General features: G+C 67.9%; 23 protein-coding genes, 2 tRNA genes and 1 pseudogene. 10 read left to right on the forward strand and 16 right to left on the reverse strand.

What is annotated here, in order from left to right; genetic code table 11:
- Positions 1-19 precede the first annotated feature (19 nt).
- The 4 genes from ACTHMF_RS16865 (at position 20) to pknB (ending at position 6,286) form a co-directional block, all read left to right on the forward strand.
- The gene (locus ACTHMF_RS16865; protein ID WP_440319195.1) at positions 20-1,345 is read left to right on the forward strand and encodes an FtsW/RodA/SpoVE family cell cycle protein; all 1,326 of its coding nucleotides are present in this window, start codon (positions 20-22) and stop codon (positions 1,343-1,345) included.
- Position 1,346: 1 nt separating this feature from the next.
- A complete protein-coding gene (locus ACTHMF_RS16870) occupies positions 1,347-2,801 on the forward strand; it encodes a peptidoglycan D,D-transpeptidase FtsI family protein (RefSeq protein WP_314146190.1) in 1,455 nt (484 codons plus the stop codon).
- On the forward strand, positions 2,798-4,513 hold the full coding sequence (locus tag ACTHMF_RS16875; protein ID WP_440319197.1) for a serine/threonine protein kinase: 1,716 nt from the start codon (positions 2,798-2,800) through the stop codon (positions 4,511-4,513). Before ACTHMF_RS16870 ends, ACTHMF_RS16875 begins: the two co-directional genes overlap by 4 nt.
- A 78-nt stretch (positions 4,514-4,591) precedes the next feature.
- Positions 4,592-6,286 (forward strand): Stk1 family PASTA domain-containing Ser/Thr kinase, encoded by a 1,695-nt coding sequence (gene pknB / locus ACTHMF_RS16880; protein WP_440301206.1) that lies wholly within the window; start codon positions 4,592-4,594, stop codon positions 6,284-6,286.
- 13 nt (positions 6,287-6,299) lie between these two features.
- Here pknB and ACTHMF_RS16885 read toward each other — a convergent pair whose 3' ends face one another.
- From ACTHMF_RS16885 to ACTHMF_RS16895, 3 genes are read right to left on the reverse strand one after another with little or no spacing between them, the layout of a single operon-like run.
- Complete coding sequence (locus ACTHMF_RS16885) at positions 6,300-6,938, reverse strand: anthranilate synthase component II (RefSeq protein ID WP_440319199.1); 639 nt, start codon at positions 6,936-6,938, stop codon at positions 6,300-6,302.
- A complete protein-coding gene (locus tag ACTHMF_RS16890) occupies positions 6,935-7,093 on the reverse strand; it encodes a hypothetical protein (protein ID WP_314146186.1) in 159 nt (52 codons plus the stop codon). The genes ACTHMF_RS16885 and ACTHMF_RS16890 overlap by 4 nt, the downstream gene beginning before the upstream one ends.
- A 3-nt stretch (positions 7,094-7,096) precedes the next feature.
- On the reverse strand, positions 7,097-7,876 hold the full coding sequence (locus ACTHMF_RS16895) for a class E sortase (protein WP_314146185.1): 780 nt from the start codon (positions 7,874-7,876) through the stop codon (positions 7,097-7,099).
- Positions 7,877-7,984: 108 nt separating this feature from the next.
- Here ACTHMF_RS16895 and ACTHMF_RS16900 point away from each other — a divergent pair, with 108 nt between their 5' ends.
- Positions 7,985-8,245, forward strand: a complete 261-nt coding sequence (locus ACTHMF_RS16900; protein ID WP_440319202.1) for a cell division protein CrgA — start codon at positions 7,985-7,987, stop codon at positions 8,243-8,245.
- 214 nt (positions 8,246-8,459) lie between these two features.
- Here the strand turns inward: ACTHMF_RS16900 and ACTHMF_RS16905 are convergent, their stop codons facing one another.
- Positions 8,460-9,320, reverse strand: coding sequence for a rhomboid family intramembrane serine protease (locus ACTHMF_RS16905; protein ID WP_440319204.1), 861 nt, complete (start codon positions 9,318-9,320; stop codon positions 8,460-8,462).
- Between the two features lie 22 nt (positions 9,321-9,342).
- Positions 9,343-9,882, reverse strand: coding sequence for a peptidylprolyl isomerase (locus ACTHMF_RS16910; RefSeq protein ID WP_314146181.1), 540 nt, complete (start codon positions 9,880-9,882; stop codon positions 9,343-9,345).
- A 125-nt stretch (positions 9,883-10,007) separates the two neighbouring features.
- On the opposite strand from ACTHMF_RS16910, the gene ACTHMF_RS16915 reads away from it, so the two are divergent.
- On the forward strand, positions 10,008-10,562 hold the full coding sequence (locus ACTHMF_RS16915) for a hypothetical protein (RefSeq protein ID WP_314146180.1): 555 nt from the start codon (positions 10,008-10,010) through the stop codon (positions 10,560-10,562).
- Positions 10,563-10,658: 96 nt separating this feature from the next.
- Positions 10,659-10,859 carry a PspC domain-containing protein gene (locus ACTHMF_RS16920; RefSeq protein WP_440319207.1) on the forward strand — a complete coding sequence of 67 codons (201 nt, stop codon included), beginning with the start codon at positions 10,659-10,661 and terminating at the stop codon, positions 10,857-10,859.
- Here the strand turns inward: ACTHMF_RS16920 and ACTHMF_RS16925 are convergent.
- Entirely contained in the window at positions 10,856-11,272 is a 417-nt protein-coding gene (locus ACTHMF_RS16925; RefSeq protein ID WP_440319209.1) for an NUDIX hydrolase, read from the reverse strand. The two genes, ACTHMF_RS16920 and ACTHMF_RS16925, sit on opposite strands and share 4 nt — an antisense overlap.
- 48 nt (positions 11,273-11,320) lie before the next feature.
- Here ACTHMF_RS16925 and ACTHMF_RS16930 point away from each other — a divergent pair, with 48 nt between their 5' ends.
- Positions 11,321-12,184, forward strand: a complete 864-nt coding sequence (locus ACTHMF_RS16930) for an Fpg/Nei family DNA glycosylase (protein ID WP_314146176.1) — start codon at positions 11,321-11,323, stop codon at positions 12,182-12,184.
- Here the strand turns inward: ACTHMF_RS16930 and ACTHMF_RS16935 are convergent, their stop codons facing one another.
- Positions 12,185-12,619 carry a rhodanese-like domain-containing protein gene (locus ACTHMF_RS16935; RefSeq protein ID WP_440319211.1) on the reverse strand — a complete coding sequence of 145 codons (435 nt, stop codon included), beginning with the start codon at positions 12,617-12,619 and terminating at the stop codon, positions 12,185-12,187.
- A gap of 93 nt (positions 12,620-12,712) precedes the next feature.
- On the opposite strand from ACTHMF_RS16935, the gene ACTHMF_RS16940 reads away from it, so the two are divergent.
- A complete protein-coding gene (locus ACTHMF_RS16940; RefSeq protein WP_440319213.1) occupies positions 12,713-13,174 on the forward strand; it encodes an Lrp/AsnC family transcriptional regulator in 462 nt (153 codons plus the stop codon).
- A 36-nt stretch (positions 13,175-13,210) separates the two neighbouring features.
- Positions 13,211-13,939: a DUF3800 domain-containing protein gene (locus tag ACTHMF_RS16945; protein ID WP_440319215.1), complete on the forward strand. Its 729-nt coding sequence runs from the start codon at positions 13,211-13,213 to the stop codon at positions 13,937-13,939.
- Between the two features lie 90 nt (positions 13,940-14,029).
- Here the strand turns inward: ACTHMF_RS16945 and ACTHMF_RS16950 are convergent.
- The 9 genes and pseudogenes from ACTHMF_RS16950 to ACTHMF_RS16990 all read right to left on the reverse strand — a co-directional run.
- Positions 14,030-14,102: transfer RNA gene (locus ACTHMF_RS16950), tRNA-Ala, on the reverse strand.
- An 11-nt stretch (positions 14,103-14,113) separates the two neighbouring features.
- Positions 14,114-14,190, reverse strand: a tRNA-Ile gene (locus ACTHMF_RS16955).
- Positions 14,191-14,245: 55 nt separating this feature from the next.
- Positions 14,246-14,659, reverse strand: a complete 414-nt coding sequence (locus ACTHMF_RS16960) for a DUF3566 domain-containing protein (RefSeq protein ID WP_314146173.1) — start codon at positions 14,657-14,659, stop codon at positions 14,246-14,248.
- On the reverse strand, positions 14,649-17,207 hold the full coding sequence (gyrA, locus tag ACTHMF_RS16965; RefSeq protein WP_440319217.1) for a DNA gyrase subunit A: 2,559 nt from the start codon (positions 17,205-17,207) through the stop codon (positions 14,649-14,651). Before gyrA ends, ACTHMF_RS16960 begins: the two co-directional genes overlap by 11 nt.
- Positions 17,208-17,238: 31 nt before the next feature.
- Entirely contained in the window at positions 17,239-19,248 is a 2,010-nt protein-coding gene (gyrB, locus tag ACTHMF_RS16970) for a DNA topoisomerase (ATP-hydrolyzing) subunit B (protein WP_440319218.1), read from the reverse strand.
- A 123-nt stretch (positions 19,249-19,371) separates the two neighbouring features.
- Entirely contained in the window at positions 19,372-19,848 is a 477-nt protein-coding gene (locus tag ACTHMF_RS16975) for a DUF721 domain-containing protein (RefSeq protein ID WP_314146169.1), read from the reverse strand.
- On the reverse strand, positions 19,845-21,002 hold the full coding sequence (recF, locus tag ACTHMF_RS16980; RefSeq protein WP_440319221.1) for a DNA replication/repair protein RecF: 1,158 nt from the start codon (positions 21,000-21,002) through the stop codon (positions 19,845-19,847). Before recF ends, ACTHMF_RS16975 begins: the two co-directional genes overlap by 4 nt.
- Before the next feature lie 6 nt (positions 21,003-21,008).
- On the reverse strand, positions 21,009-21,896 hold the full coding sequence (gene gnd, locus ACTHMF_RS16985; RefSeq protein ID WP_440319223.1) for a phosphogluconate dehydrogenase (NAD(+)-dependent, decarboxylating): 888 nt from the start codon (positions 21,894-21,896) through the stop codon (positions 21,009-21,011).
- 39 nt (positions 21,897-21,935) lie between these two features.
- Positions 21,936-22,202, reverse strand: a pseudogene (locus tag ACTHMF_RS16990) (DNA polymerase III subunit beta); the annotation flags it as partial.

Here is a 22,202-nt window from a genome sequence, read left to right on the forward strand (position 1 = left end):
TCCGGTCAAACGGCTGCGCATGCCCGCGAAGCTCCGCAACCTCGAGCTGTTCCTGCTGATCATCGCGTGCGGCATCAACGCCGCCGCCGTCGTGCTCGTCCAGCTCGGCGCGGAGGGGCACGTCGATCTCACCCTCGTCTACTACGGCGCGTGCCTCTCGGCGCTCGTGATCGGGATGCACATCGCGCTCCGGTTCGTTGCACCGCAGGCCGACCCGTTCCTGCTGCCCATCGCGACGGTCCTCACCGGGATCGGGATCGCCGAGATCTACCGCATCGACATCCACTACAAGGTGACCGGCTGGGAGTCGGACGGGATCAAGCAGATCGTCTGGGCGGCGATCGCGATCGTCTGCGCCATCACCGTCATCATCGTGATCCGCAACCACCGGGTGCTGCAGCGATACACGTACATCTTCGGCCTCGCGGCGCTCGTGCTCCTGCTGCTCCCGATGCTGCCCGGCATCGGTCAGGAGATCTTCGGGGCCCGGGTCTGGATCCGCATCGGCCCGTTCAGCTTCCAGCCCGGCGAGATCGCGAAGCTCTGCCTGGCCGTCTTCTTCGCCGGCTACCTGGTGCAGGCCCGCGACTCGCTGTCGGCGGTCGGCAAGAAGTTCCTCGGGATCCGCTTCCCGCGGGCGCGGGACCTCGGCCCGATCCTCATCGTCTGGCTGATGTCGATGGCCGTGATCGTCTTCCAGCGGGACCTCGGAACCGGTCTGCTCATCTTCGGCCTGTTCCTGGTGATGCTGTACGTGGCGACGGCACGGATCAGCTGGGTCATCCTCGGCGTCCTGCTCATCGTCGGCGGCGCCGTGGTGGCCAGCCAGTTGCTGGTCTACGTCCACGACCGGTTCGAGAACTGGCTGGACCCGTTCGCGCAGAAGGTCTACGACGCGCAGGGCGGCAGCTTCCAGCTGGTCCAGGGCCTGTTCGGGCTCGCGCACGGCGGCCTGATCGGCACCGGACTCGGCCAGGGACAGCCCTGGGTGACGCCGGTCGCCCGCAGCGACTACATCATCGCGAGCCTGGGCGAGGAGCTCGGTCTCGCCGGGCTGTTCGCCATCTTCGCGCTCTACCTGATCTTCGTGGCCCGCGGCCTGCGCATCGGCTTCGCCGGGCAGGACGACTTCGGCAAGCTGCTCGCCGTCGGCCTCTCCTTCACCGTGGCGCTGCAGTGCTTCATCGTGATCGGCGGCGTGACACGGGTCATCCCGCTGACCGGCCTGACGACGCCGTTCCTCGCGGCGGGCGGCTCCTCGCTCGTCGCCAACTGGATCATCGTCGCGCTGCTGCTGCGGCTCTCCGACACCGTCCGCAACCAACCACGGCTGGTGGTGAACTGATATGAACCGCGAGATCAAGCGCGTCAGCACGATCGTGCTGGCGATGTTCCTCGCCCTGCTCGTCTCCACGTCGATCCTGCAGGTGTTCCAGGCGGACACCCTCTCCGCGGACGCCCGCAACACCCGTGCGCGCAACGACAGCTACTCGGCGCAGCGCGGCGCCATCCTGGTCGCAGGCAAGCCGGTGGCGCAGTCGGTGCCGTCGAAGGACGTCTACAAGTGGCAGCGGGTCTACAGCAACGGGCCGCTCTACTCCGCGGTCACCGGCTTCTATCCCATCGACGGCGAGGCGACCGGACTCGAGGGCGCGCTGAACGACAAGCTCAGCGGGTCGTCCAACTCGCAGTTCTTCGACAGGATCAACTCCATCCTCACCGGCAAGAACCCGCAGGGCGCGACCGTCGAGACGACCATCGATCCCGTCGCGCAGCAGGCGGCGTGGGATGCTCTGGGCGACTACCAGGGCGCGGTCGTCCTGATGGAGCCGAAGACCGGGCGCATCCTCGCGATGGTCTCCAAGCCCAACTACGACCCGAACACCCTCGCCTCGCACGACACCGAGGCCGTGAACGCTGCGTACCAGCAGCTGCTCGACGCACCGGGCGACCCGCTCATCAACCGCACCATCGGCGGCGACCTCAACCCGCCTGGCTCCACGTTCAAGCCGGTGATGAGCTCTGCCGCGTTCGGCACCGGCCAGTACACCAAGGACAGCCAGCTGCCGAACCCGTCGTCGCTGCCGCTCCCCGGCTCGCCCACCGTGGTCAAGAACGACTCGCTGACCACCTGCGGCCCTGGGGCAACGGTGTCGATCGCGACGGCCCAGATCCTCTCCTGCAACATCCCGTTCGCCGAGCTCGGCATGCGGCTCAAGCCCGAGGTGATCAAGGATCAGGCGGACAAGTTCGGCTTCAACCAGCCGCTGAGCATCCCGATCCCGGTCGAGAAGAGCGTGTACCCGCTCTACGACATCCCCGCCGAGCGCGCGCTCGGCTCGTTCGGGCAGATGAACGACAAGGCGACTCCGCTGCAGATGGCGATGGTCTCCGCCGCGATCGCGAACGGCGGCACGCTGATGACCCCGAACCTGGTGGAGTCCATCCGGTCGTCGGACCTGCAGCCGATCGAGACCTTCCAGCCCAAGGAGTTCTCGCAGCCGGTGAGCACGGCGAACGCCGACACCATCAAGCAGATGATGGTCGACGGCGTCGATCACGGCGTGGCGAGCAATGCAAGAATAGACGGGGTCGAAGTCGGCGGTAAGACGGGGACGGCGCAGAACGGGGAGAACGACCCCTACACGCTGTGGTTCACCGGGTTCGCTCCGGCGAACGACCCTCAGTTCGCTGTTGCAGTTGTTGTTGAAAATGGCGGTGGACAGGGTCAGAGCGGCACGGGCAACTCGATCGCCGCTCCGATCGCGAGAAAAGTACTAGAGGCGGTGCTGAATAAATGAGACCCACAGCAGGGCTCACCTTCGGAGGACGTTACGAGCTGCAGTCGCGCATCGCGATCGGCGGGATGGGCGAGGTCTGGCAGGCCACCGATCTCGTGATCGGGCGCACGGTCGCCATCAAGATCCTCAAGGACGAGTACCTCGGCGACCCCGGCTTCCTCGAGCGCTTCCGCGCCGAGGCCCGCCACGCCGCCCTGGTCAACCACGAAGGCATCGCGAACGTCTACGACTACGGCGAGGAGGAGGGCAGCGCCTACCTCGTCATGGAGCTGGTCCCCGGCGAGGCGCTCTCCAGCATCCTCGAGCGCGAGCACGTCCTCAGCACCGACCGCACCCTCGACATCGTCGCGCAGACCGCCGCCGCGCTGCACGCCGCCCACGCCGCCGGGCTCGTCCAACGCGACATCAAGCCGGGCAACCTGCTGATCACGCCGGACGGCCGGGTCAAGATCACGGACTTCGGCATCGCCCGCATCGCCGACCAGGTCCCGCTCACCGCCACCGGCCAGGTCATGGGCACCGTGCAGTACCTCTCGCCGGAGCAGGCGTCCGGCCACCCCGCGTCGCCCACCACGGACATCTACTCGCTCGGCATCGTCGCGTACGAGTGCCTCGCCGGCCGTCGCCCGTTCACCGGCGAGTCGCAGGTGGCCATCGCGATGGCGCAGATCAACGAGGCGCCGCCCGAGCTTCCCGCCACCGTCGCGGAGCCGGTGCGCAACCTGGTCTTCGCCTGCATCGCCAAGAACCCCGCGGACCGTCCCGCGTCCGCCGCGCACCTCGCGCGCGCCGCTCAGGCGCTCCGCCGGGGCGACGTGCGCGCCGCTGCTGCGGCGGTCCCCGCCGTCCTCGGCGCCGCGGCCGCGACGGATGCGGCCACGGTGCTGATGACGACGCCGAACGGTGTGCCGACCCAGGCCACAACGGTGCTCCCCGCCACCGCCGCGCAGACGGTCGAGGAGGAGACCGAGGAGGCGCCGGTCGAGGAGAAGAAGCGCAGCCCCTGGACGTGGCCGCTGATCGCGCTCATCGCCCTCCTCGCGCTCGTGCTCATCGGCACGCTCATCGCACTGCTCGCGCAGCCGAAGTCGGCACCCACCTCGCCGAGCACCGCCGCGACCACTTCGGCGCCGCCGAAGCCGACGAGCCCGACGCCGACGCCGACGCCGACGAGCAACACGGCGCAGATCACCGAGAGCGACTTCATCGGTCTGAGCGCCGACGAGGCGCGCGCCAAGCTGCAGGGTCTCGGGATGGTCGCGAACGTCCAGCAGGGCACCGCCGCGACGTCGAAGAAGCAGGTGAACACGGTCTACTCCGTGAACCCGACCGGCCCCGTCCCGATCGGCACCCAGGTGACGGTCAAGGTGTACTCCGATGTCACCGCCGTCCCGACCCCGACCGACACCGTCTCGGCCAACCCGCCGTCGGGTCAGGGCACGGCGAACTCGCAGATCACCGTCTCGTTCGGTTCCGCCACCTGCCCGGCAGGCCAGGACCTCACCGGCCGGCGACTCTACATCAACGGCCAGCCGCAGGCACCCGTCAACGACACGAAGTTCACCTGGTCGCCGAGCTCCGGAGGGGACTACTCGCTGACCTACACGATCTTCTGCAACCAGGGCGAGTCGATCGAGTCGGGGCAGAGCCCGGCAGCGGACTACAAGGTGCTCCCCGCGGAGGGGCCCTCGCCGACACCGACGGCGCCCTGACGCTGGCTCCCTCACGAGGGAGATCTCCAGAATCGGCCCGCTACACTAGCCGGAGCCCCACCCGAGAAGGAGTCCGCATTGAGCCCAGATAGCCGCCTGCTCGCAGGCCGATATCAGGTGGGCGAACTCATCGGGCGTGGCGGGATGTCCGACGTGCACCGCGGACAGGACACCCGCCTCGGACGCACGGTCGCCATCAAGCTCCTCAAGCCGTCGCTCGCCACCGACCCCGCCTTCCGCACCCGGTTCCGGCAGGAGGCCCAGGCCGCGGCGCGGATGGCGCACCCCACGATCGTCCGGGTGTTCGACGCGGGCGAGGAGACGGTGCGCGAGCCCAACGGGCACGAGGCGCAGCTGCCCTTCATCGTCATGGAGTACGTCGACGGCGTGCTGCTGAAGGACCTCATCAAGCAGGGGCCGCTCGAGATGTCCGAGGCGGTCCGCATCACCGAGGGCATCCTCACCGCGCTCGAGTACAGCCACCGCGCCGGGGTCGTGCACCGCGACATCAAGCCCGGCAACGTGATGATCACCAAGACCGGCCAGGTCAAGGTGATGGACTTCGGGATCGCGCGCGCCATCAGCGACTCCTCCGCCACCGTCGCCCAGACCACGGCCATCCTCGGCACGGCGAGCTACTTCTCGCCGGAGCAGGCCAAGGGCGAGACGGTGGATGCGCGCACCGACCTCTACTCGACGGGCGTCGTCCTGTTCGAGATGCTGGCCGGCCGGCCGCCGTTCCGCGGCGACACCCCGGTCGCGGTCGCCTACCAGCACGTGAGCGAGACGGCGGTAGCGCCGAGCTCGATCAACCCCAAGGTCTCTCCGGCGATGGACGCTGTCGTCGCGCACGCACTCGCCAAGGACCGCTTCGAGCGTTACCAGACGGTCGCCGACTTCCGCCACGACCTCGACGAGGCCGCCGCGGGACGCGTCCCCGTCCACAAGAAGGAGGACGACTTCGCGGAGACCCTCTTCGGGGCCCCTCCGACCACGTCCTCGGGCCCGGAGGCGGCGTTCCGTCAGCTGGCGGAGGACCAGACGATGGTCCGCACGCAGCGACGCCCACCGGTCATCTGGATCTGGGCGGGCGTCGCGGTGATGGCCGTCGTCATCGTCGCGGTCCTGGCCTGGGTGCTGCGTCTCGCGCCGAGCACGACCATGCCCGAGACCTCTCGGCCCGTCCCGAACCTGTCCGGGCAGACGGTGGATGCGGCGAGCAAGAAGCTCGAGGACCTCAGCCTCAAATGGACGCAGACGCAGGAGGCCAGCTCCACCTATCCGTCTGGTGAGGTGATCAGGACCGACCCCGCCGCCGGCATCGTCATGGCGAAGGGCGAGACCGTCACCCTGATCGTGTCCACCGGCAAGAAGGCGGTGGCCGTCCCCGATCTGACCAACATGACGGCCGACGCCGCCAAACAGGCCTTGCAGGCCGTCGGGCTCACGGTCGGGCCGACGACGACCGAGAACTCCCCGAGCGTCGCCGCGAATGTCGTCATCTCGTCGAGTCCTGCCGCCGGGCAGAACGCGCACGAGGGCGACGCGATCGGCCTCACCGTGTCGAGCGGCAAGGTGACGCTGTCCGACCTGACCGGCCAGTCCATCCAGGCGGCCTCCGGCATCCTCTCGCAGCTCGGCCTCACGGCCGCGCCGAAGGCGGATCCGTCGTGCCCGCAGGACAAGGGCGCACCGCTGGTGCACACCCAGTCCGTCGATCCCGGCGACGTCCCGCAGGGGACGACAGTCGAGCTGACCTACTGCTCGGGCTGACGGCCGAGGCCGCTCAGCCGAGCTTGACCAGCGGGTTCAGCGCGCGCGACGCCTCGGCAGCACCGGCGAGGCCGGCGGCCTCCAGCCAGTTGCCGAGCATCCGGTAGCCGCCCTCGGTGAGCACGGACTCCGGGTGGAACTGCACGCCATAGATCGGCGCCGTGCGGTGCTGCAGCGCCATGATCACGCCACCGCCGGTGCGCGCCGTGACGAGCAGCTCGTCCGGCATGGTGCCGTCCACCACGGCGAGCGAGTGGTAGCGGGTCGCGGTGAACGGCTGCGGGACCCCGTCGAACAAGACGCGGTCGTCGTGCACGACCTGCGACGTCTGGCCGTGCATCAGCTCCTCGGCGTTGGTGACCACGCCACCGAACGCCTCGGCGATCGCCTGGTGCCCGAGGCACACGCCCAGCAGCGGCTGCCCGGTCTCGAGGGCACGCTCCACGACCGGGATCGAGACGCCGGCGTCGGCCGGCTTGCCCGGCCCTGGCGAGATGAGCACCGCGTCGTACTCGGCCAGCCTCGCCGGCAGCTCCTCGACGGGGATGTCGTCGTTGCGCACCACGTCGGTCTCGGCGCCGAGCTCACGGAGGTAGCCGTTCAGCGTGTAGACGAACGAGTCGTAGTTGTCGATGACGAGTACGCGGGTCACGGGCCCACGGTACCTTCCTGGGGTCCCAAGAGCGAATCCACCCAGGGGAAGACCCAGGTCACGAGCACGAACAGCACGGCCGCGAGCAGCACGAGCAGGATCAGGATGCGGACCCAGACCGGGCCCGGCAGGATGCGCCACAACGCTCCGTACATCCCTCAGCCTCCCTTCACGACGGAGGCGAGCGCGGCGGGCACGTCCTGCGGCGCCGCGTAGCTCTCGAACACGTTGTAGGCGATCAGCCGCTCGCCCGCGTGGAACGGCGGGTTGCAGGTGGTGATCGTCATGAGCCGGTCGACCGGCTTGACGTCGGGATGCCGGGGCACCGCGGCGACGACCTGGATGGCCGCGGGCTGCACGTACTCGAAGTTGCGGAACGTGTACGTGTACCAGCCGTCCTTCGTCTGCACGTAGATCTTGTCGCCGATGTGCAGCTTCGAGAGGTCGATGAACGTGTTGCCCCAGCCGGAGTCGTGCCCGGCGACGGCGAAGTTGCCGACCTGTCCCGGCATCTGCGTGTCCGGGTAGTGCCCGACGCCCGCCGTGTAGCTGTTGAGCACCTGCTCGACGTCGACCGTCTGCCGGATCGTGCGCTTCCAGTCGGCGCCGAGGCGCGGGATGTAGATGACGGCGAACGCCTCGTAGTCCGCTGGCTGCGCCATCACCGGCGGATCGACCGCTGCGGTGCTCGACGATGTCTCCACCGGCTTCGGCACCTTCATCGCGTCGTCGAGCCACTTCTGGCTCTGCTCGGCGGCCGCGGAGTTCTGCTGGCCGGCCATGACCAGGTTGTTCCACCAGACCTGCCAGCCGAGGAACAGCCCCACCAGCACGCCGGCCGTGATGAGCAGCTCGCCGACGACCCCGAGGAACGTCACGCGGCGGGCGGGTCGCCGCCGGCGCGGCCGGCGCGCGCCGGTGTCCATCGGTTGGGTCATATGACGGATTCTAGAGCGCCTCCCTCAGCGATAACCCTGGTGTTTCCCGGGAACCGGCGAGCCTGTGGGATGCGAACCTTCAGACCGGTCCCGCTACACTTGTCAGCTATGGCCCGCAGCAAGTCCAAGACCAAGCCCGAGCGCAGCGTCCGCGCCGAGCGCAACTCCGCCGCGTCCGGAGAGGAAGCCCCCAACCCCGTCTGGTTCAAGCCGGTGATGTTCGGCTTCATGCTGCTGGGTCTGATCTGGATCATCGTCTTCTACGTCAGCCAGAACCAGTACCCCATTCCCGCCCTCGGCGCCTGGAACATCCTGGTCGGCTTCGGCATCGCCTTCATCGGCTTCCTCATGACAACACGCTGGCGCTGACGCCCGCGTCCGCTGCGCGCACGAGCCCGGGTCCGGCTTCGGCCGACCCGGGCTCTTCTGCGTCCGAGGGGTCTTATCCACAGGATCGATCCACAGTCCACAGTGAGCCTGGCGACCGTTCTCCCCAGTGTTAATAAGCCTGTGGAGAGTTACACCCGTGTAATTATCCCCACTGTTAAGGCTGTGGATAACTTATCCACGCACTGTGGGGAAATCACACGAAGAAGTGCAGCAGGCTCACCGCGATGAGGATGACGCACAGCGCGATGATCAGCGGCAGCTGCCAGCGCCGCCAAGACGGCTTCCGCGTCTCCACGTAGATGAGGCCCACCAGCAGGCCGCCGATGAAACCGCCGACGTGCGCCTGCCAGGAGATGTTGAATCCCGGGATGAACCCGATGGCGAGGTTGAGCGCCACCAGCACGAGGATCTGCGTGGCGTTGCCGCCGAGCCTGCGCTGGATGATGAAGAACGCGCCGAACATGCCGAAGATCGCCCCGGACGCGCCCAGCACCGGCTGCCCGGCCGGCGTGATCAGCAGCACGGCCACGGAGCCGGCGAAACCGCTGATCAGGAACAACGCGAAGTAGCGCAGGCGTCCGAGCAGCGGCTCCAGCGCGATCCCGAAGATCCACAGCGTGTACATGTTCAGCGCCAGGTGGATGAGGTTCGCGTGCGCGAAGATCGACGTGATCATGCGCCACGGCTCGAACGCGATCAGCGGCGACAGCGACCCGCTCGGGTACGAGTATGCGCCGGCGTAGATCAGTGCGTTCGTCACCTGGCCGCCGACGAACGGCACGTTCTGCAGGATGAACACCACGACGCACAGCGCGATGATCCCGTAGGTGACGACGGGTGCGCCGGGGCCGGTCAGCCTGCTGAGCCACGCGGGCCGGGTGCGCGGAGCGGTGGCGCGCTGCTGCGACATGCACTCCGGGCACACGACGCCGACCGCGGCCGGCGTCTGGCATTCACCGCAGATGGTGCGGCCGCAGCGCTGGCACAGCACATAGCTCACCCGATCCGGGTGGCGATAGCAGACGCTCGGTGGCGCGTCGACGGGCTGAGACATGGTTCCTCTCGCCCGTCCTCTCTCAGACCTGCTCGATCTCGACCGACTCGATGACCACGTCGTCGAGCGGCCGGTCGCGGGCGTCCGTCGGCACCTCGGCCAGCTTGTCCACGACCTTGCGCGACGCGTCGTCAGCGACCTCGCCGAAGATGGTGTGCTTGCCCTGCAGCCAGGTGGTCGGTCCCACCGTGATGAAGAACTGCGACCCGTTGGTGCCGCGGCCGCCCTGAATGCCCGCGTTCGCCATGGCGAGCACGTACGGCTGGGTGAAGTCGAGCTCCGGGTTGATCTCGTCGTCGAACTGGTAGCCGGGGCCGCCGATGCCCTGACCGAGCGGGTCGCCGCCCTGGATCATGAAGCCCGGGATGATGCGGTGGAAGATGACGCCGTCGTACAGGCGGTCGTTGGTCTTCTCCCCCGTCGCCGGGTGCGTCCACTCGATCTCACCGGTCGCCAGGCCGACGAAGTTCCTGACCGTCTTCGGAGCGTGGTTGCCGAAGAGGTTGACCTTGATGTCTCCGTAGTTAGTGTGGAGCGTGGCGACAGCGGTGTGCTTAGACATGGCACCAATTCTTGCACAGCGGGGTCCAGGGAACTCCGAGGGTCGATTCGGCTCACGGGTCATCCCCAGGCCTTTCGGTGGCAAGATGGAGTGAGTTCGCTTTTCCGACGCAATGGAGGTCCCGAATGAGCCTGACACGGAAGCGCCAGAAGGAGCTGAAGCGACTGCGCAGTAGCGCCGAGGAGCTGTGGGGGCAGCAGCAGGATGTACTGAGCAACGCGAACGCCCTCGCTGCCGAGGCTCGCAAGCAGGCCGCCTACTACACGCGCGAGGAGATCGCGCCCCGCGTCCGTGAGGGCTACGACTCCTACGTCCGCCCGGCGGCGCAGTCGGCGCGGGACACCGCCGGCAAGTATGCCGGTGTCGCCCGCGACCGTCTGGTCGGCGACGTGATCCCGGCTGTCGGGACCGCAGTGGGCACGGCGCTCTCGGTCGTCGATCACGCCCGCGCCGCTCGTGCGGCCGCGTTCGCCGGCGAGTTCAAGAAGGCCGGCAAGGAGCTGACCCGCCGCACCGCCGCCGTCAAGGAGAAGTCGGGGCCGGGCGCCGGCACCGTCATCGCCGTCGGCCTCGGTGTCATCGCCGCCGCCGGCCTGCTCTACGCGGTGTGGCAGACCTTCCGCGCCGACGACGAGCTGTGGGTCGCCGACGAGGAGCCCACCACTCCCCCGGCCGAGTAACCGTCTTCATCCGAACGGACCCGGAGGGCGCACCTCCGGGTCCGTTCGGGGGTTTCCCCGATACCGCCGGTCGCGGCCGTGCGCGAGGCTGATGATATGAACAGCCTCGAACGTCCCCGTGATGGCCGCATCCTCGGTGGTGTCTGCGCCGGACTCGCGCGCCGCTTCGGCGTCCAGCCGCTCACCGTGCGCTTGCTCTTCCTGATCTCCTGCCTTCTGCCCGGTCCGCAGTTCGTCGCCTACCTCGCGATGTGGATCATCATCCCGGCCGAGCGGCCGGGAACGGTCACCGTCTAGGCCAGTCCGGCCATCCGCAGGGCGATGTCGACCAGCTCCACCCTGCGGTTCGGAAGCGCGGCGAGCGGGAACCAGCGCGCCTCGTCCGTCGAGCCGTCGCGTTCGTTCGTGAGCGTGCCGCCCAGGACGGTCGCGCGGTAGACGATCCGCAGCGCGTGCAGCGGACCGGCATCCGGAACGAAGCGGGCATCCGCGGGGATCACCTTGGAGTCGATCCCGAGGAGATCGCCGGCACCGGCGCGATAGCCGGTCTCCTCGGCGATCTCGCGGACCACAGCGTCGGCGGGATCCTCGCCGGGGTCGATCCCGCCGCCGGGCAGCGTCCACCCGGAGCGGCCGCCCTCGTTCCAGTGCGCGAGCAGCATGCGGTCGCCGTCGAGGATCACCCCGTACGCGGCGATCCTGATGTCCATTCCGTCACCCTACTGCGCGATGTCGGGTGCGAGGGGCAGGATGGGGTGGTGCCCGAACTTCCGGAAGTCACCGCCCTCGCCGCCGACCTCGGCGGGCGGCTCACCGGGCGTGTCATCGACCGCCTGAGCGTCGTCGCGTTCTCGGCGCTCAAGACGTTCGACCCGTCGCCGGAGGCTCTGCACGGCGCGACGATCTCCGGCGTCTCACGCCACGGGAAGTTCCTCGACATCGCCGCGGACGACCTGCACATCATCATCCACCTCGCCCGCGCGGGCTGGATCCGCTGGCGGGATGCCCCGCCTCCCCCGCCGACCGGAAGGCCGAGCAAGGGGCCGCTGGCCGCGCGGCTCGTCCTCGACGACGGCTCCGGACTGGACATCACGGAGGCCGGGACCAAGAAGAGCCTCGCCATCTCGATCGTGCGCGACCCTGCGGAGGTGCCCGGCATCGCTCGGCTGGGGCCCGACCCGCTCGACGCGGCCTTCACGCGCGACGCGTTCGCGGACATCCTCGCCGGTCAGGGTCGCGCCCAGATCAAGGGTGTTCTGCGCAACCAGTCGCTCATCGCCGGGATCGGCAACGCCTACTCGGACGAGATCCTGCACGTGGCGAAGATGTCTCCGTTCAAGCCGGCCGCCATGAGCGACGAGGAGATCGACCGCCTCTACGACGCTCTCGAGTCCACGCTCCGGGAGGCGCTCGCCAGGGCGGACGGCCTCGCGGCCTCCGAGCTGAAGGGCGAGAAGAAGTCCGGCATGCGCGTGCACGGGCGCACCGGCCAGCCGTGTCCGGTCTGCGGCGACACGATCCGCCAGGTCATCTTCCACGACTCGACGCTGCAGTACTGCCCCACCTGCCAGACCGGAGGCAAGCCGCTGGCGGACCGGGTGCTCTCCCGGCTGCTCAAGTAGTCAGCAGGCGCAGGACACAGCGTCGACCGGCGCCGTCAGGGGGTCTGCGGTCCTGGTCACCGGGCCGGTGCCGTCCTCGACGGGCAGGCCCTCGCGCGCCCAGTACTCGAACCCGCCGATCATCTCCCGGACCTCGTAGCCGAGCAGGCTGAACGCCAGCGCCGCCTTCGTCGACCCGTTGCACCCCGGCCCCCAGCAGTAGACGACGACCGGCATGTCAACCGGGATGGTCTCGGCCGCACGCTCGGTGATCTCCGCGGTCGGCAAGTGGATCGCGCCAACGGCCCTGCCCTGCTGCCACGCTGCCTCGCCGCGCGTGTCGACGAGGACGAACCGCTCGCCGGCGTCGAGCGCCGTCCGCACGTCGGACGGGTCGGTCTCATAGCGGAGCTTGGCGGCGAAGTGGGCGGTGGCCTCGGAGCGGGTTGCTGTCATGAGAACGAGATTACGGATGCGATGACGCGAACTGAACAGACGATCCACGCCGTTCGGCGCTCAGAACCGGCGGATCGCTGGAAGAATCGCAGCATGGCCGTGAATCCCCCATTCGAAGCAGACACCGTCGATCGCGCGATCCTGGCGGAGCTCCAGCGCGACGGCCGGGTCTCTGTCGCCGAGCTCGCGAGGACGGTGCACATGTCCAGCAGCGCCGTCGCCGAGCGGGTCCGCAGGCTGGAGGAGTCGGGCGTGATCACGGGCTACCGCGCCGTCGTCGACCCCGAGCGGCTCGGCTACGGCATCCTCGCGTTCCTGCGGTTGCGCTACCCGAGCAGCCAGTACGGACCACTGCACGATCTGTTCGCGGAGACCCCGGAGGTCGTGGAGGCGCACCACGTGACGGGCGACGACTGCTTCATCCTGAAGGTCGTGGCGACCTCGATGGGACACCTCGAGCGCGTCGCCGGAACGGTCGGGACGCTCGGCAGCGTGACCACGAGCATCGCGTACTCGAGCCCGTTCCCGGCGCGGACGGTGACGGCGCCGGAGTAGACGGCGGAGAAATATGAAATGTATTAGGCTGCCGAGATGCAGCTCGTGTACCTTGACGAATCTGCTCGCAACGACGAGTTCTACTTCTTCGGAGCCCTGATCACGGATGCCGAGGCCGTGCGATCGATCGATCGCAGCATCGACGACATCATCGGCTTGGTCGCCCGGCACGTCGACGGGCTCGCTCCGTCTGCCGAAATCCACGCGGTGGACGTCTTCCACGGCCGCGGCGCCTGGCATGGCGTCCCCATCGCCTGGCGCGTGAAAGCCTGCGATCTGGTCGCCAAGGTGCTTGCGCGGTCCAGTGCCTCCTTCGTGTTCCGCGGCATCCATCTGCCGTCGCTACGTGCGCGCTATCGACATCCGCACCCGGCCCATCGACTCGCGCTGGGTCACACTCTGGCCGAGGTCCATCGACAACTCGCCACCCTCGACGATGACGGATTCGGGCTGGTGCTGGCCGACGAGCACCACATGGCGGACCATGCGAGGCGCGACCTCCGCAACTTCAAGGCGAGCGCGGCGCCGGGATTCACGAGCCGTCCCCTTCACTGCATCGCCGACACGATCTACTTCGGGCCGTCGCGCGAGAGCAGACTTCTCCAGGCCGCGGATGTCGCAACCTACTTCCTCAATCGTCACCGAACGATTCGGGAGGGCGACCCGCGTGCCAAGCGTGCTTTGGACAAGATCGTCGGGAACATCAGGAGCATCACGGTCAGCGAATACGTCTGGTTCCCGTTAAAACACAATGCCCCGCGTTGAGCGGGGCATTGGCGGATGCGGGAGGCACGAGGCGTCCTGCATGAGCAGGATATCGGATCGGGCTGATGAAAAGCCAGCGAGGCGAAGGGGTGGAGCCTAGGAGATTCGAACTCCTGACATCCTGCTTGCAAAGCAGGCGCTCTACCAACTGAGCTAAGGCCCCGGGAGAGGGAATGGTGGGGATACGAGGACTTGAACCTCGGACCTCTTCGTTATCAGCGAAGCGCTCTAACCGCCTGAGCTATATCCCCGAATGGGCAGATAAGAGCCTACCTGATCTGCTCCACAATTAGCGAATCGACCGATTCAGTTGTTGGTGAAGCCGACCAGCAGGCCGCCGGTGATCTTCACGGACAGGTTGTACAGCAGCGCGAACACGGCGCCGAGGGCGGTGACCACGACGATGTCGAGGATCGCCACGATGAGCGAGAAGCCCATCACCTGCCCCAGGCCCAGCACCGAGCGGAGGTCTCCCCCGCCGGCGCCGGCCACGTCCTTGACCAGGCCGTTCAGCTGGTCGAAGATGCCGGTGCGGTCGAGCACGGTCCAGATCAGGAAAGTGCCGACGATCGCGATGATCGCCAGGCAGATCCCGGCCAGGAACGCGAGCTTCACCGTCGACCAGAAGTCGATGTACACGAGCTTCAGGCGCACCTGCTTCGAGGATGCGGGCCGTCGGGACGACTTCTTCGCGAGTTTCTCGGCGACGCTACTGCTCATCTACGGTTTCTTCCTTCCCGACGTCCCCCGTCGTCTCCTCGGCGTCCGATTCTGCATCAGCTGCCTGGGAATCGAGGTTACGTTCGGTGTTCTTCGCCAGAGCGATGATCTTGTCGGACTCGGCGAAACGTGCAAAGACGACACCCATGGTGTCACGGCCCTTGGCGGGTACCTCGGCCACGGCAGAGCGTACCACCTTGCCGCTGGCAAGAACCACAAGGACCTCGTCGTCCTCCTCGACGATGAGAGCACCCACCAGATCCCCGCGGTCGTCGCTCAGCTTCGCCACCTTGATGCCGAGGCCGCCGCGGTTCTGCAGACGGTACTGGTCCGCGGAGGTGCGCTTGGCGTAGCCGCCCTCCGTCACCACGAAGACGTAGCCCTCGTCGGAGACGACGGACGCATCCAGCAGCTTGTCGTCGCCGCGGAAGTGCATCCCGATGACGCCCGAGGTCGAGCGGCCCATCGGGCGCAGCGCCTCGTCGCTCGCGGTGAACCGGATGGACATGCCCTTGCGGGAGACCAGGAGCAGATCGGAGTCCTCCTCGACCAGCAGCGCGGAGACGAGCTCGTCGTCCTCGCGCAGCTTGATCGCGATGATCCCGCCGGAACGGTTGGTGTCGTACTCCTCGAGCGCGGTCTTCTTGATGAGCCCGTCGCGGGTCGCGAGCACCAGGTACTTGGCCGCCTCGTAGTCGCGGATGTCGAGGATCTCGGCGATCTCCTCATCCGGCTGCATGGCGAGCAGGTTGGCGACGTGCTGACCCTTCGCGTCGCGGCCGGCCTCCTGCACCTCATAGGCCTTGGCACGGTAGACGCGGCCCTTGTTCGTGAAGAACAGCAGCCAGTGGTGCGTGGTGGTCACGAAGAAGTGGTCGACAACGTCCTCGCCGCGCAGCTGGGCGCCCTTGACACCCTTACCGCCGCGGTGCTGGCTGCGGTAGTTGTCGCTGCGGGTGCGCTTGATGTAGCCGCCGCGGGTGACGGTGACCACCATCTCCTCTTCGGGGATGAGGTCTTCGACGCTCATGTCGCCGTCGAAGCCGAACATGATCTCGGTGCGTCGGTCGTCGCCGAAGCGATCGACGATCTCGGTCAGCTCCTCGCTGACGATCGCGCGCTGGCGCGCCGGGTCGGCCAGGATCGCCTTCAGCTCGGCGATCTCCAGCTCGATCTGGTCGTGCTCCTCGATGATCTTCTGACGCTCGAGCGCGGCGAGGCGGCGCAGCTGCATCGTGAGGATCGCGTCGGCCTGCACGTCGTCGACGTCGAGCAGGGTCTTCAGTCCCTCGCGCGCGTCCTCGACCGTGGGCGAACGCCGGATGAGGGCGATGACCTCGTCCAGCATGTCCAGCGCCTTGAGGTAGCCGCGCAGGATGTGCGCCCGCTCCTCCTTCTTCCGCAGCCGGAACTGCGAGCGGCGCACGATGACGTCGATCTGGTGGTCGACCCAGGCGGTGATGAAGCCGTCGAGCGCAAGCGTGCGCGGAACGTTGTCCACGATCGCGAGCATGTTGGCGCCGAAGTTCTCCTGCAGCTGGGTGTGCTTGTAGAGATTGTTCAGCACGACCTTCGCGACGGCGTCGCGCTTGAGCACGATGACCAGGCGCTGGCCGGTGCGGCCGGAGGTCTCGTCGCGGATGTCCGCGATGCCGCCGATGCGGCCGTCCTTCACCAGCTCGGCGATCTTGATCGCCAGGTTGTCCGGGTTGACCTGGTAGGGCAGCTCGGTGACGACCAGGCACACCCGGCCCTGGATCTCCTCGATGTTCACGACGGCGCGCATCGTGATCGAGCCGCGGCCGGTGCGGTAGGTGTCCTGGATGCCCTTGACGCCGAGGATCTGGGCGCCGGTCGGGAAGTCCGGTCCCTTGATCCGGCGGATCAGCTCCTCCAGGAGCTCCTCGCGCGACGCCTCCGGGTGGGCCAGGTGCCACAGCGCACCGTCGGCGACCTCGCGGAGGTTGTGCGGCGGGATGTTCGTGGCCATGCCGACCGCGCTGCCGACGGAGCCGTTGACCAGCAGGTTCGGGAACCGGCTGGGCAGCACGGCCGGCTCCTGCGTGCGGCCGTCGTAGTTGTCCTGGAAGTCGACGGTCTCCTCGTCGATGTCCCTGACCATCTCCAGCGCGAGCGGCGCCATCTTGGTCTCGGTGTATCGAGGGGCGGCCGCGCCGTCGTTGCCGGGGGAACCGAAGTTGCCCTGACCGAGCGCCAGCGGGTAGCGCAGGCTCCACGGCTGGACGAGGCGGACCAGCGCGTCGTAGATCGCCGAGTCGCCGTGCGGGTGGAACTGCCCCATCACGTCGCCGACGACGCGGGCGCACTTCGAGAATGCCTTGTCCGGGCGGTAGCCGCCGTCGAACATCGCGTAGATCACGCGTCGGTGCACGGGCTTCAGGCCGTCGCGGACCTCGGGCAGGGCGCGACCGATGATCACGCTCATCGCGTAGTCGAGGTACGACCGCTGCATCTCCGACTGCAGGTCGACCTGGTCGATCCTGCCGTGGATGCCGAAACCGGCTCCCGTGGTCTCTTCGTCCGTCACAGTGTTCTCTTCCCCGCCGATTCCGGTGTCATCAGATGTCAAGGAAACGCACGTCCTTCGCGTTCTTCTGGATGAACGATCGGCGCGACTCCACGTCCTCGCCCATCAGCGTGGCGAAGATCTCGTCCGCGGCGGCCGCGTCGTCCAGCGTGACCTGCAGCAGCGTGCGGGTCTCCGGGTTCATCGTGGTCTCCCACAGCTCCTTGTAGTCCATCTCGCCCAGACCCTTGTAGCGCTGCACGCCGTTGTCCTTCGGGATGCGCTTGCCTGCCGCGAGGCCCTCCGCGAGGAACGCGTCGCGCTCCCGGTCGGAGTAGACGTACTCGTGCTCGGCGTTCGACCACTTCAGGCGGTAGAGCGGCGGCTGCGCGAGGTACACGTAGCCCAGCTCGATCATCGGCCGCATGTAGCGGAACAGCAGGGTCAGCAGCAGCGTCGTGATGTGCTGGCCGTCCACGTCGGCATCGGCCATCAGCACGATCTTGTGGTAGCGAGCCTTCTCCGGGTTGAAGTCCTCGCCGATGCCGGCGCCGAACGCCGTGATCATCGCCTGGACCTCGTTGTTCGCGAGCGCGCGGTCGAGCCTGGCCTTCTCGACGTTCAGGATCTTGCCGCGCAGCGGGAGGATCGCCTGCGTCTCCGGGTTGCGGCCCTGCACGGCGGAGCCGCCTGCCGAGTCGCCCTCGACGATGAAGATCTCGGAGATCGTCGGGTCCTTGGACTGGCAGTCCTTGAGCTTGCCCGGCATCCCGCCGCTCTCCAGCAGCCCCTTGCGTCGCGCGGTCTCGCGCGCCTTGCGGGCGGCGATGCGCGCGGTGGCGGCCTGGATCGCCTTGCGGATGATCTCCTTGGCCTGGTTCGGGTTGCGGTCGAACCAGTCGCCGAGCTGATCGCCGACGACCTTCTGCACGAACGCCTTCGCCTCGGTGTTGCCGAGCTTGGTCTTCGTCTGACCCTCGAACTGCGGCTCGGCCAGCTTCACCGAGACGACAGCGGTCAGGCCCTCGCGCACGTCCTCGCCGGAGAGGTTGTCGTCCTTCTCCGTGAGGATGTTCTGCGCACGCGCGTAGCGGTTCACCAGCGTGGTGAGCGCGGCGCGGAAGCCCTCCTCGTGGGTTCCGCCCTCGTGCGTGTTGATCGTGTTCGCATAGGTGAACACCGACTCGTTGTAGCTCGTGGTCCACTGCATGGCGACCTCGAGCGCGATCTTGCGCTCGGTGTCCTCCGACTCGAACGAGATGATCTCGTCGTGCACGACCTCCGCCTTCTTCGCGGCGTTGAGGTAGTGGACGTAGTCGGTCAGGCCGCGCTCGTAGAGGAAGACGTCGCTGCGCGCGGTGAACTCCTCGACCTCGACCTCGCCCTCGCCCTCGACGGGCTCGACCTGCGGGGCGCGCTCGTCGGTGATCGCGATGCGCAGTCCCTTGTTGAGGAACGCCATCTGCTGGAACCGGGTGCGGAGGGTGTCGTAGTCGAAGACGACGGTCTCGAACGTGTCAGGGCTCGGCCAGAACGTGATGATCGTCCCGGTCTCCTCCGTCGCTGCGCCCTTCTCGAGCGGGGCCTGCGGCACGCCGTTGCGGTAGCTCTGCGTCCAGGAGAAGCCCTGGCGGCGGACCTCGACGTCCAGCCGGCTGGAGAGCGCGTTGACGACCGAGCTGCCGACGCCGTGCAGACCGCCGGAGACGGCGTATCCGCCGCCGCCGAACTTTCCGCCGGCGTGCAGGATCGTGAGCACGACCTCCACCGTCGACTTCTTCTCGGTGGGGTGCTCGTCGACGGGGATTCCACGGCCGTTGTCCGCGACGCGGACGGCGCCGTCGGCGAGGATGGTCACCTCGATGTTGTCCGCAGCACCGGCGAGCGCCTCGTCGACGGAGTTGTCGACGATCTCGTAGACCAGGTGGTGCAGACCGCGCGGGCCGGTGGAACCGATGTACATTCCGGGTCGCTTGCGGACGGCTTCGAGACCCTCGAGGATCTGGATCTCATTCGCGCCGTAGTCGTGTTCCGCTTCGGCCTTGTTCGGTTCCATCGTCATATGAAATTAGGCTCCTGACCGCACTCACTAGTGAGGTTCCATTCTACCAAGCGCGGGAAGCCGAAATGCCGGAATTCGCCCTTCTGACGCGTTTTCTTGGAGCGGGCGACCTAATTTGTGCACTCAGCCGTAAGTATCGCGCGGGCCACGCCCTGGAATCGACCTGGGGCCCCGTTTCCAGGAGGGGGCGTCTGGCCCCTGGAAACGGATCGAGACGATGTCCGCGTCCGGGAACCGCTCCGCGATCCGCGCGAGCAGCTCCGAGCGCATCATCCGCAGCTGCGTCGCCCAGGCCGTCGACTCGCACCGGACGACGAGCACGCCGTCGGCGATCTGGTCGGGCACGGCGTGCTTCGCGGTCTCCTCTCCGGCCAGCTCCAGCCAGCCGTCCAGGAGGTCCGACTTGGCGAGAGCGCCGGTCCATCCCATCTGAGCGGTGAGCGCATCCATGACGTCCGCGATGCCTCGCGGGTCGCGACCGGAACCGAACGGCTGGCTGGCCGCGCGGTCCTCCACCGTCTTCTTGGCGCGCCGGCTGCGCGTCGCGGTGCCGGCGAACAGCTCCTTCATCCGGAGGTAGACCGCGGATGCCTCGCTCATGCCGGCTCCACGATCGTCCCGGCCTCGATCCGGACGGTGTGCGCGGTGAGCTCGTCGGGCACGTCGTCGTAGACGGCCGCGGTGATCAGCACCTGCTCGTAACCGGCTACGGCGGTTGCAAGCATCCGGCGCCTGGCCTGGTCGAGCTCGGCGAAGACGTCGTCGAGGATGAGGACGGGGTCGCCGGTGGAGGACTCGCGACGGAGCAGCTCGGCGGATGCGAGTTTCAGGGCGAGCGCGAACGACCAGGACTCGCCGTGGCTGGCATAGCCCTTGGCCGGGAGCCCGTTGAGCTCGAACAGCACGTCGTCTCGGTGCGGTCCGATCAGCGTGAGCCCGCGCTCCAGCTCCTTGGGCCGCACAGCGACGAGCGCCTGGCGGAAGGTCTCGGTGGTGTCACCGGCTGACGCGGTTACATCGGCGCCGGCGTCCTCGTCCTCGTCCTCCACGTGCGCGCCGCGGATGGTGAGCTGCGGGAGCAGACGCGGGTGGTGGTCGTCGCCGGCCACCGAACGGTAGGCCGAGACGACGGGCTCGGAGAGCCGGGCGACGAGGTCGAGCCTGGCGTCGATCAGCTCCGAGCCGAGGGCGATGAGCCGGTCGTCCCAGATGTCGAGCGTCCCCAGCTGGTCGGGGCGGACCCGCGTGGCCCGCGCCGACTTCAGAAGAGTGTTGCGCTGCTTGAGCACGCGCTCGTAGTCGGCGATCACCGCCGAGAAGCGCGGGCTGCGCTGGATGAGCAGCTGGTCCAGGAAGCGCCGGCGGATGCCGGGCTCGCCGCGGACCAGCGCGAGATCCTCCGGCGCGAACAGCACGCTGGAGAAGTAGCGGGGCAGTTCGCGCGGCTTGATCGCCGCGCGGTTGACCTGTGCCCGGTTCGCGGAGCCGCGGTTGAGCTGCACCTCCACGAGGAGCTCGCGCCCCTCGTGCTGGATGCGCGCCCGCACCACCGCGGACTCCGCGTCCTTGCGGATCATGGCCGCGTCGGGGGCCACCCCCCGCGACCCCCAGGGTGTCCCGTAGCCCAGCGACTCGACCAGATTGGTGTTGCCCTGGCGGTTGCGGCCGACGAAGAGATTCGCGCCGGCCGCGAACGGCACCTCCGCGGTGCGGTAGTTGCGGAAGTCGGTCAGGGAAAGATGTGTAACTCTCAAGGAGGGTTAGTCCACGGCCTTCACGGCGTGACCACCGAACTGGTTGCGCAGCGCGGCCACGGCCTTCATCGCGGGCGAGTCCTCCTGGCGGGAGACGAAGCGCGCGAAGATCGACGCGCTGATCGTCGGCAGCGGGACGGCGTTGTTGAGGCCCTCCTCGACGGTCCAGCGACCCTCGCCGGAGTCCTGCACGTAGCCCTCGATGTGCTCGAACTCGGGGTCCTGCTCGAGAGCGCGCACGAGGAGGTCGAGCAGCCAGGAGCGGACGACCGTTCCGCGCTGCCACGCCTTGAACGTGCCGGTGACGTCCTTGATGATGTCCTTGCGGGTGTCCAGGAGCTCGTAGCCTTCGGCGTAGGCCTGCATCAGCGCGTACTCGATGCCGTTGTGCACCATCTTCGCGTAGTGACCGGCGCCGACCTCGCCGACGTGGACGAAGCCCTCGTCCCGCGGGCCGTCCGGACGGAGCGCGTCGAAGACCGGCATGACGCGCTCGACCTGCTCCTTGGAGCCGCCGACCATCAGACCGTAGCCGTTCTCGAGGCCCCAGATGCCGCCGGAGACGCCGGCGTCCATGAAGTCGACGCCCTTCGGGGCGAGCAGCTCGGCGTGCTTGAAGTCCTCGGTGAACTTGGAGTTGCCCCCATCGATCACCAGGTCGCCCTTCTCGAGCAGCGGCTCGAGGTCGGTGATCACCGAGTCGGTGATCTGGCCGGCCGGCACCATGACCCAGACGGTGCGGGGGGCGGGGAGGGCGGCGACCAGGTCGGCGAGCGTCGCCACATCCGAGACCTCGGGGTTCGTGTCGTACCCGGTGACCTCGATTCCGTTCTTCTCGAGGCGGGCGCGCATGTTGTTGCCCATGCGTCCGAGACCGATGAGGCCGATGTGCATGATTGTCCTTCTTCTCTCGTGGAGCTGGACCGGGCCGTCCTAGCGCAGGAGCAGGTTGGGCTGCAGGAGGTACTTGTAGGAGTCCGCGCCTGCCTGGTCCTTGGATGTCTGGCTCGTGATGAGCACAGGGCCCGGCTTGTTGGGGTTCTCGGTCTTGGTGAACGAGATGCGCACGAATTCCGAGTGCACGGCACCGAGACCATCGAGCAGGAACTGCGGCTTCAATGAAACCACCGTCTCCTGGCCAGTGAGGAGAGCGTCGATGCTCTCGGATGCTTGCGCCTGCTCCGAGCCGATCGCTTCGAG

This window comes from Leifsonia sp. (assembly GCF_051955155.1).
In the GTDB taxonomy this organism is placed as follows: Bacteria; Actinomycetota; Actinomycetes; order Actinomycetales; family Microbacteriaceae; genus Leifsonia.

Excerpts from the sequence above, each read along its gene's own strand:
- ACTHMF_RS16895 (WP_314146185.1), bottom strand. The coding sequence starts at position 7,876 with ATGACCCAACCGATGGACACCGGCGCGCGCCGGCCGCGCCGGCGGCGA.
- ACTHMF_RS16960 (WP_314146173.1), bottom strand. The coding sequence starts at position 14,659 with ATGAGCAGTAGCGTCGCCGAGAAACTCGCGAAGAAGTCGTCCCGACGG.
- ACTHMF_RS16890 (WP_314146186.1), bottom strand. The coding sequence starts at position 7,093 with ATGTACGGAGCGTTGTGGCGCATCCTGCCGGGCCCGGTCTGGGTCCGC.
- gyrB (WP_440319218.1), bottom strand. The coding sequence starts at position 19,248 with ATGACGATGGAACCGAACAAGGCCGAAGCGGAACACGACTACGGCGCG.
- ACTHMF_RS16910 (WP_314146181.1), bottom strand. The coding sequence starts at position 9,882 with ATGTCTAAGCACACCGCTGTCGCCACGCTCCACACTAACTACGGAGAC.
- ACTHMF_RS16915 (WP_314146180.1), top strand. The coding sequence starts at position 10,008 with ATGAGCCTGACACGGAAGCGCCAGAAGGAGCTGAAGCGACTGCGCAGT.
- ACTHMF_RS16905 (WP_440319204.1), bottom strand. The coding sequence starts at position 9,320 with ATGTCTCAGCCCGTCGACGCGCCACCGAGCGTCTGCTATCGCCACCCG.
- ACTHMF_RS16940 (WP_440319213.1), top strand. The coding sequence starts at position 12,713 with ATGGCCGTGAATCCCCCATTCGAAGCAGACACCGTCGATCGCGCGATC.
- gnd (WP_440319223.1), bottom strand. The coding sequence starts at position 21,896 with ATGCACATCGGCCTCATCGGTCTCGGACGCATGGGCAACAACATGCGC.
- ACTHMF_RS16935 (WP_440319211.1), bottom strand. The coding sequence starts at position 12,619 with ATGACAGCAACCCGCTCCGAGGCCACCGCCCACTTCGCCGCCAAGCTC.
- ACTHMF_RS16925 (WP_440319209.1), bottom strand. The coding sequence starts at position 11,272 with ATGGACATCAGGATCGCCGCGTACGGGGTGATCCTCGACGGCGACCGC.
- ACTHMF_RS16870 (WP_314146190.1), top strand. The coding sequence starts at position 1,347 with ATGAACCGCGAGATCAAGCGCGTCAGCACGATCGTGCTGGCGATGTTC.
- ACTHMF_RS16900 (WP_440319202.1), top strand. The coding sequence starts at position 7,985 with ATGGCCCGCAGCAAGTCCAAGACCAAGCCCGAGCGCAGCGTCCGCGCC.
- ACTHMF_RS16975 (WP_314146169.1), bottom strand. The coding sequence starts at position 19,848 with ATGAGCGAGGCATCCGCGGTCTACCTCCGGATGAAGGAGCTGTTCGCC.
- ACTHMF_RS16945 (WP_440319215.1), top strand. The coding sequence starts at position 13,211 with ATGCAGCTCGTGTACCTTGACGAATCTGCTCGCAACGACGAGTTCTAC.
- ACTHMF_RS16865 (WP_440319195.1), top strand. The coding sequence starts at position 20 with ATGCCCGCGAAGCTCCGCAACCTCGAGCTGTTCCTGCTGATCATCGCG.
- ACTHMF_RS16920 (WP_440319207.1), top strand. The coding sequence starts at position 10,659 with ATGAACAGCCTCGAACGTCCCCGTGATGGCCGCATCCTCGGTGGTGTC.
- ACTHMF_RS16875 (WP_440319197.1), top strand. The coding sequence starts at position 2,798 with ATGAGACCCACAGCAGGGCTCACCTTCGGAGGACGTTACGAGCTGCAG.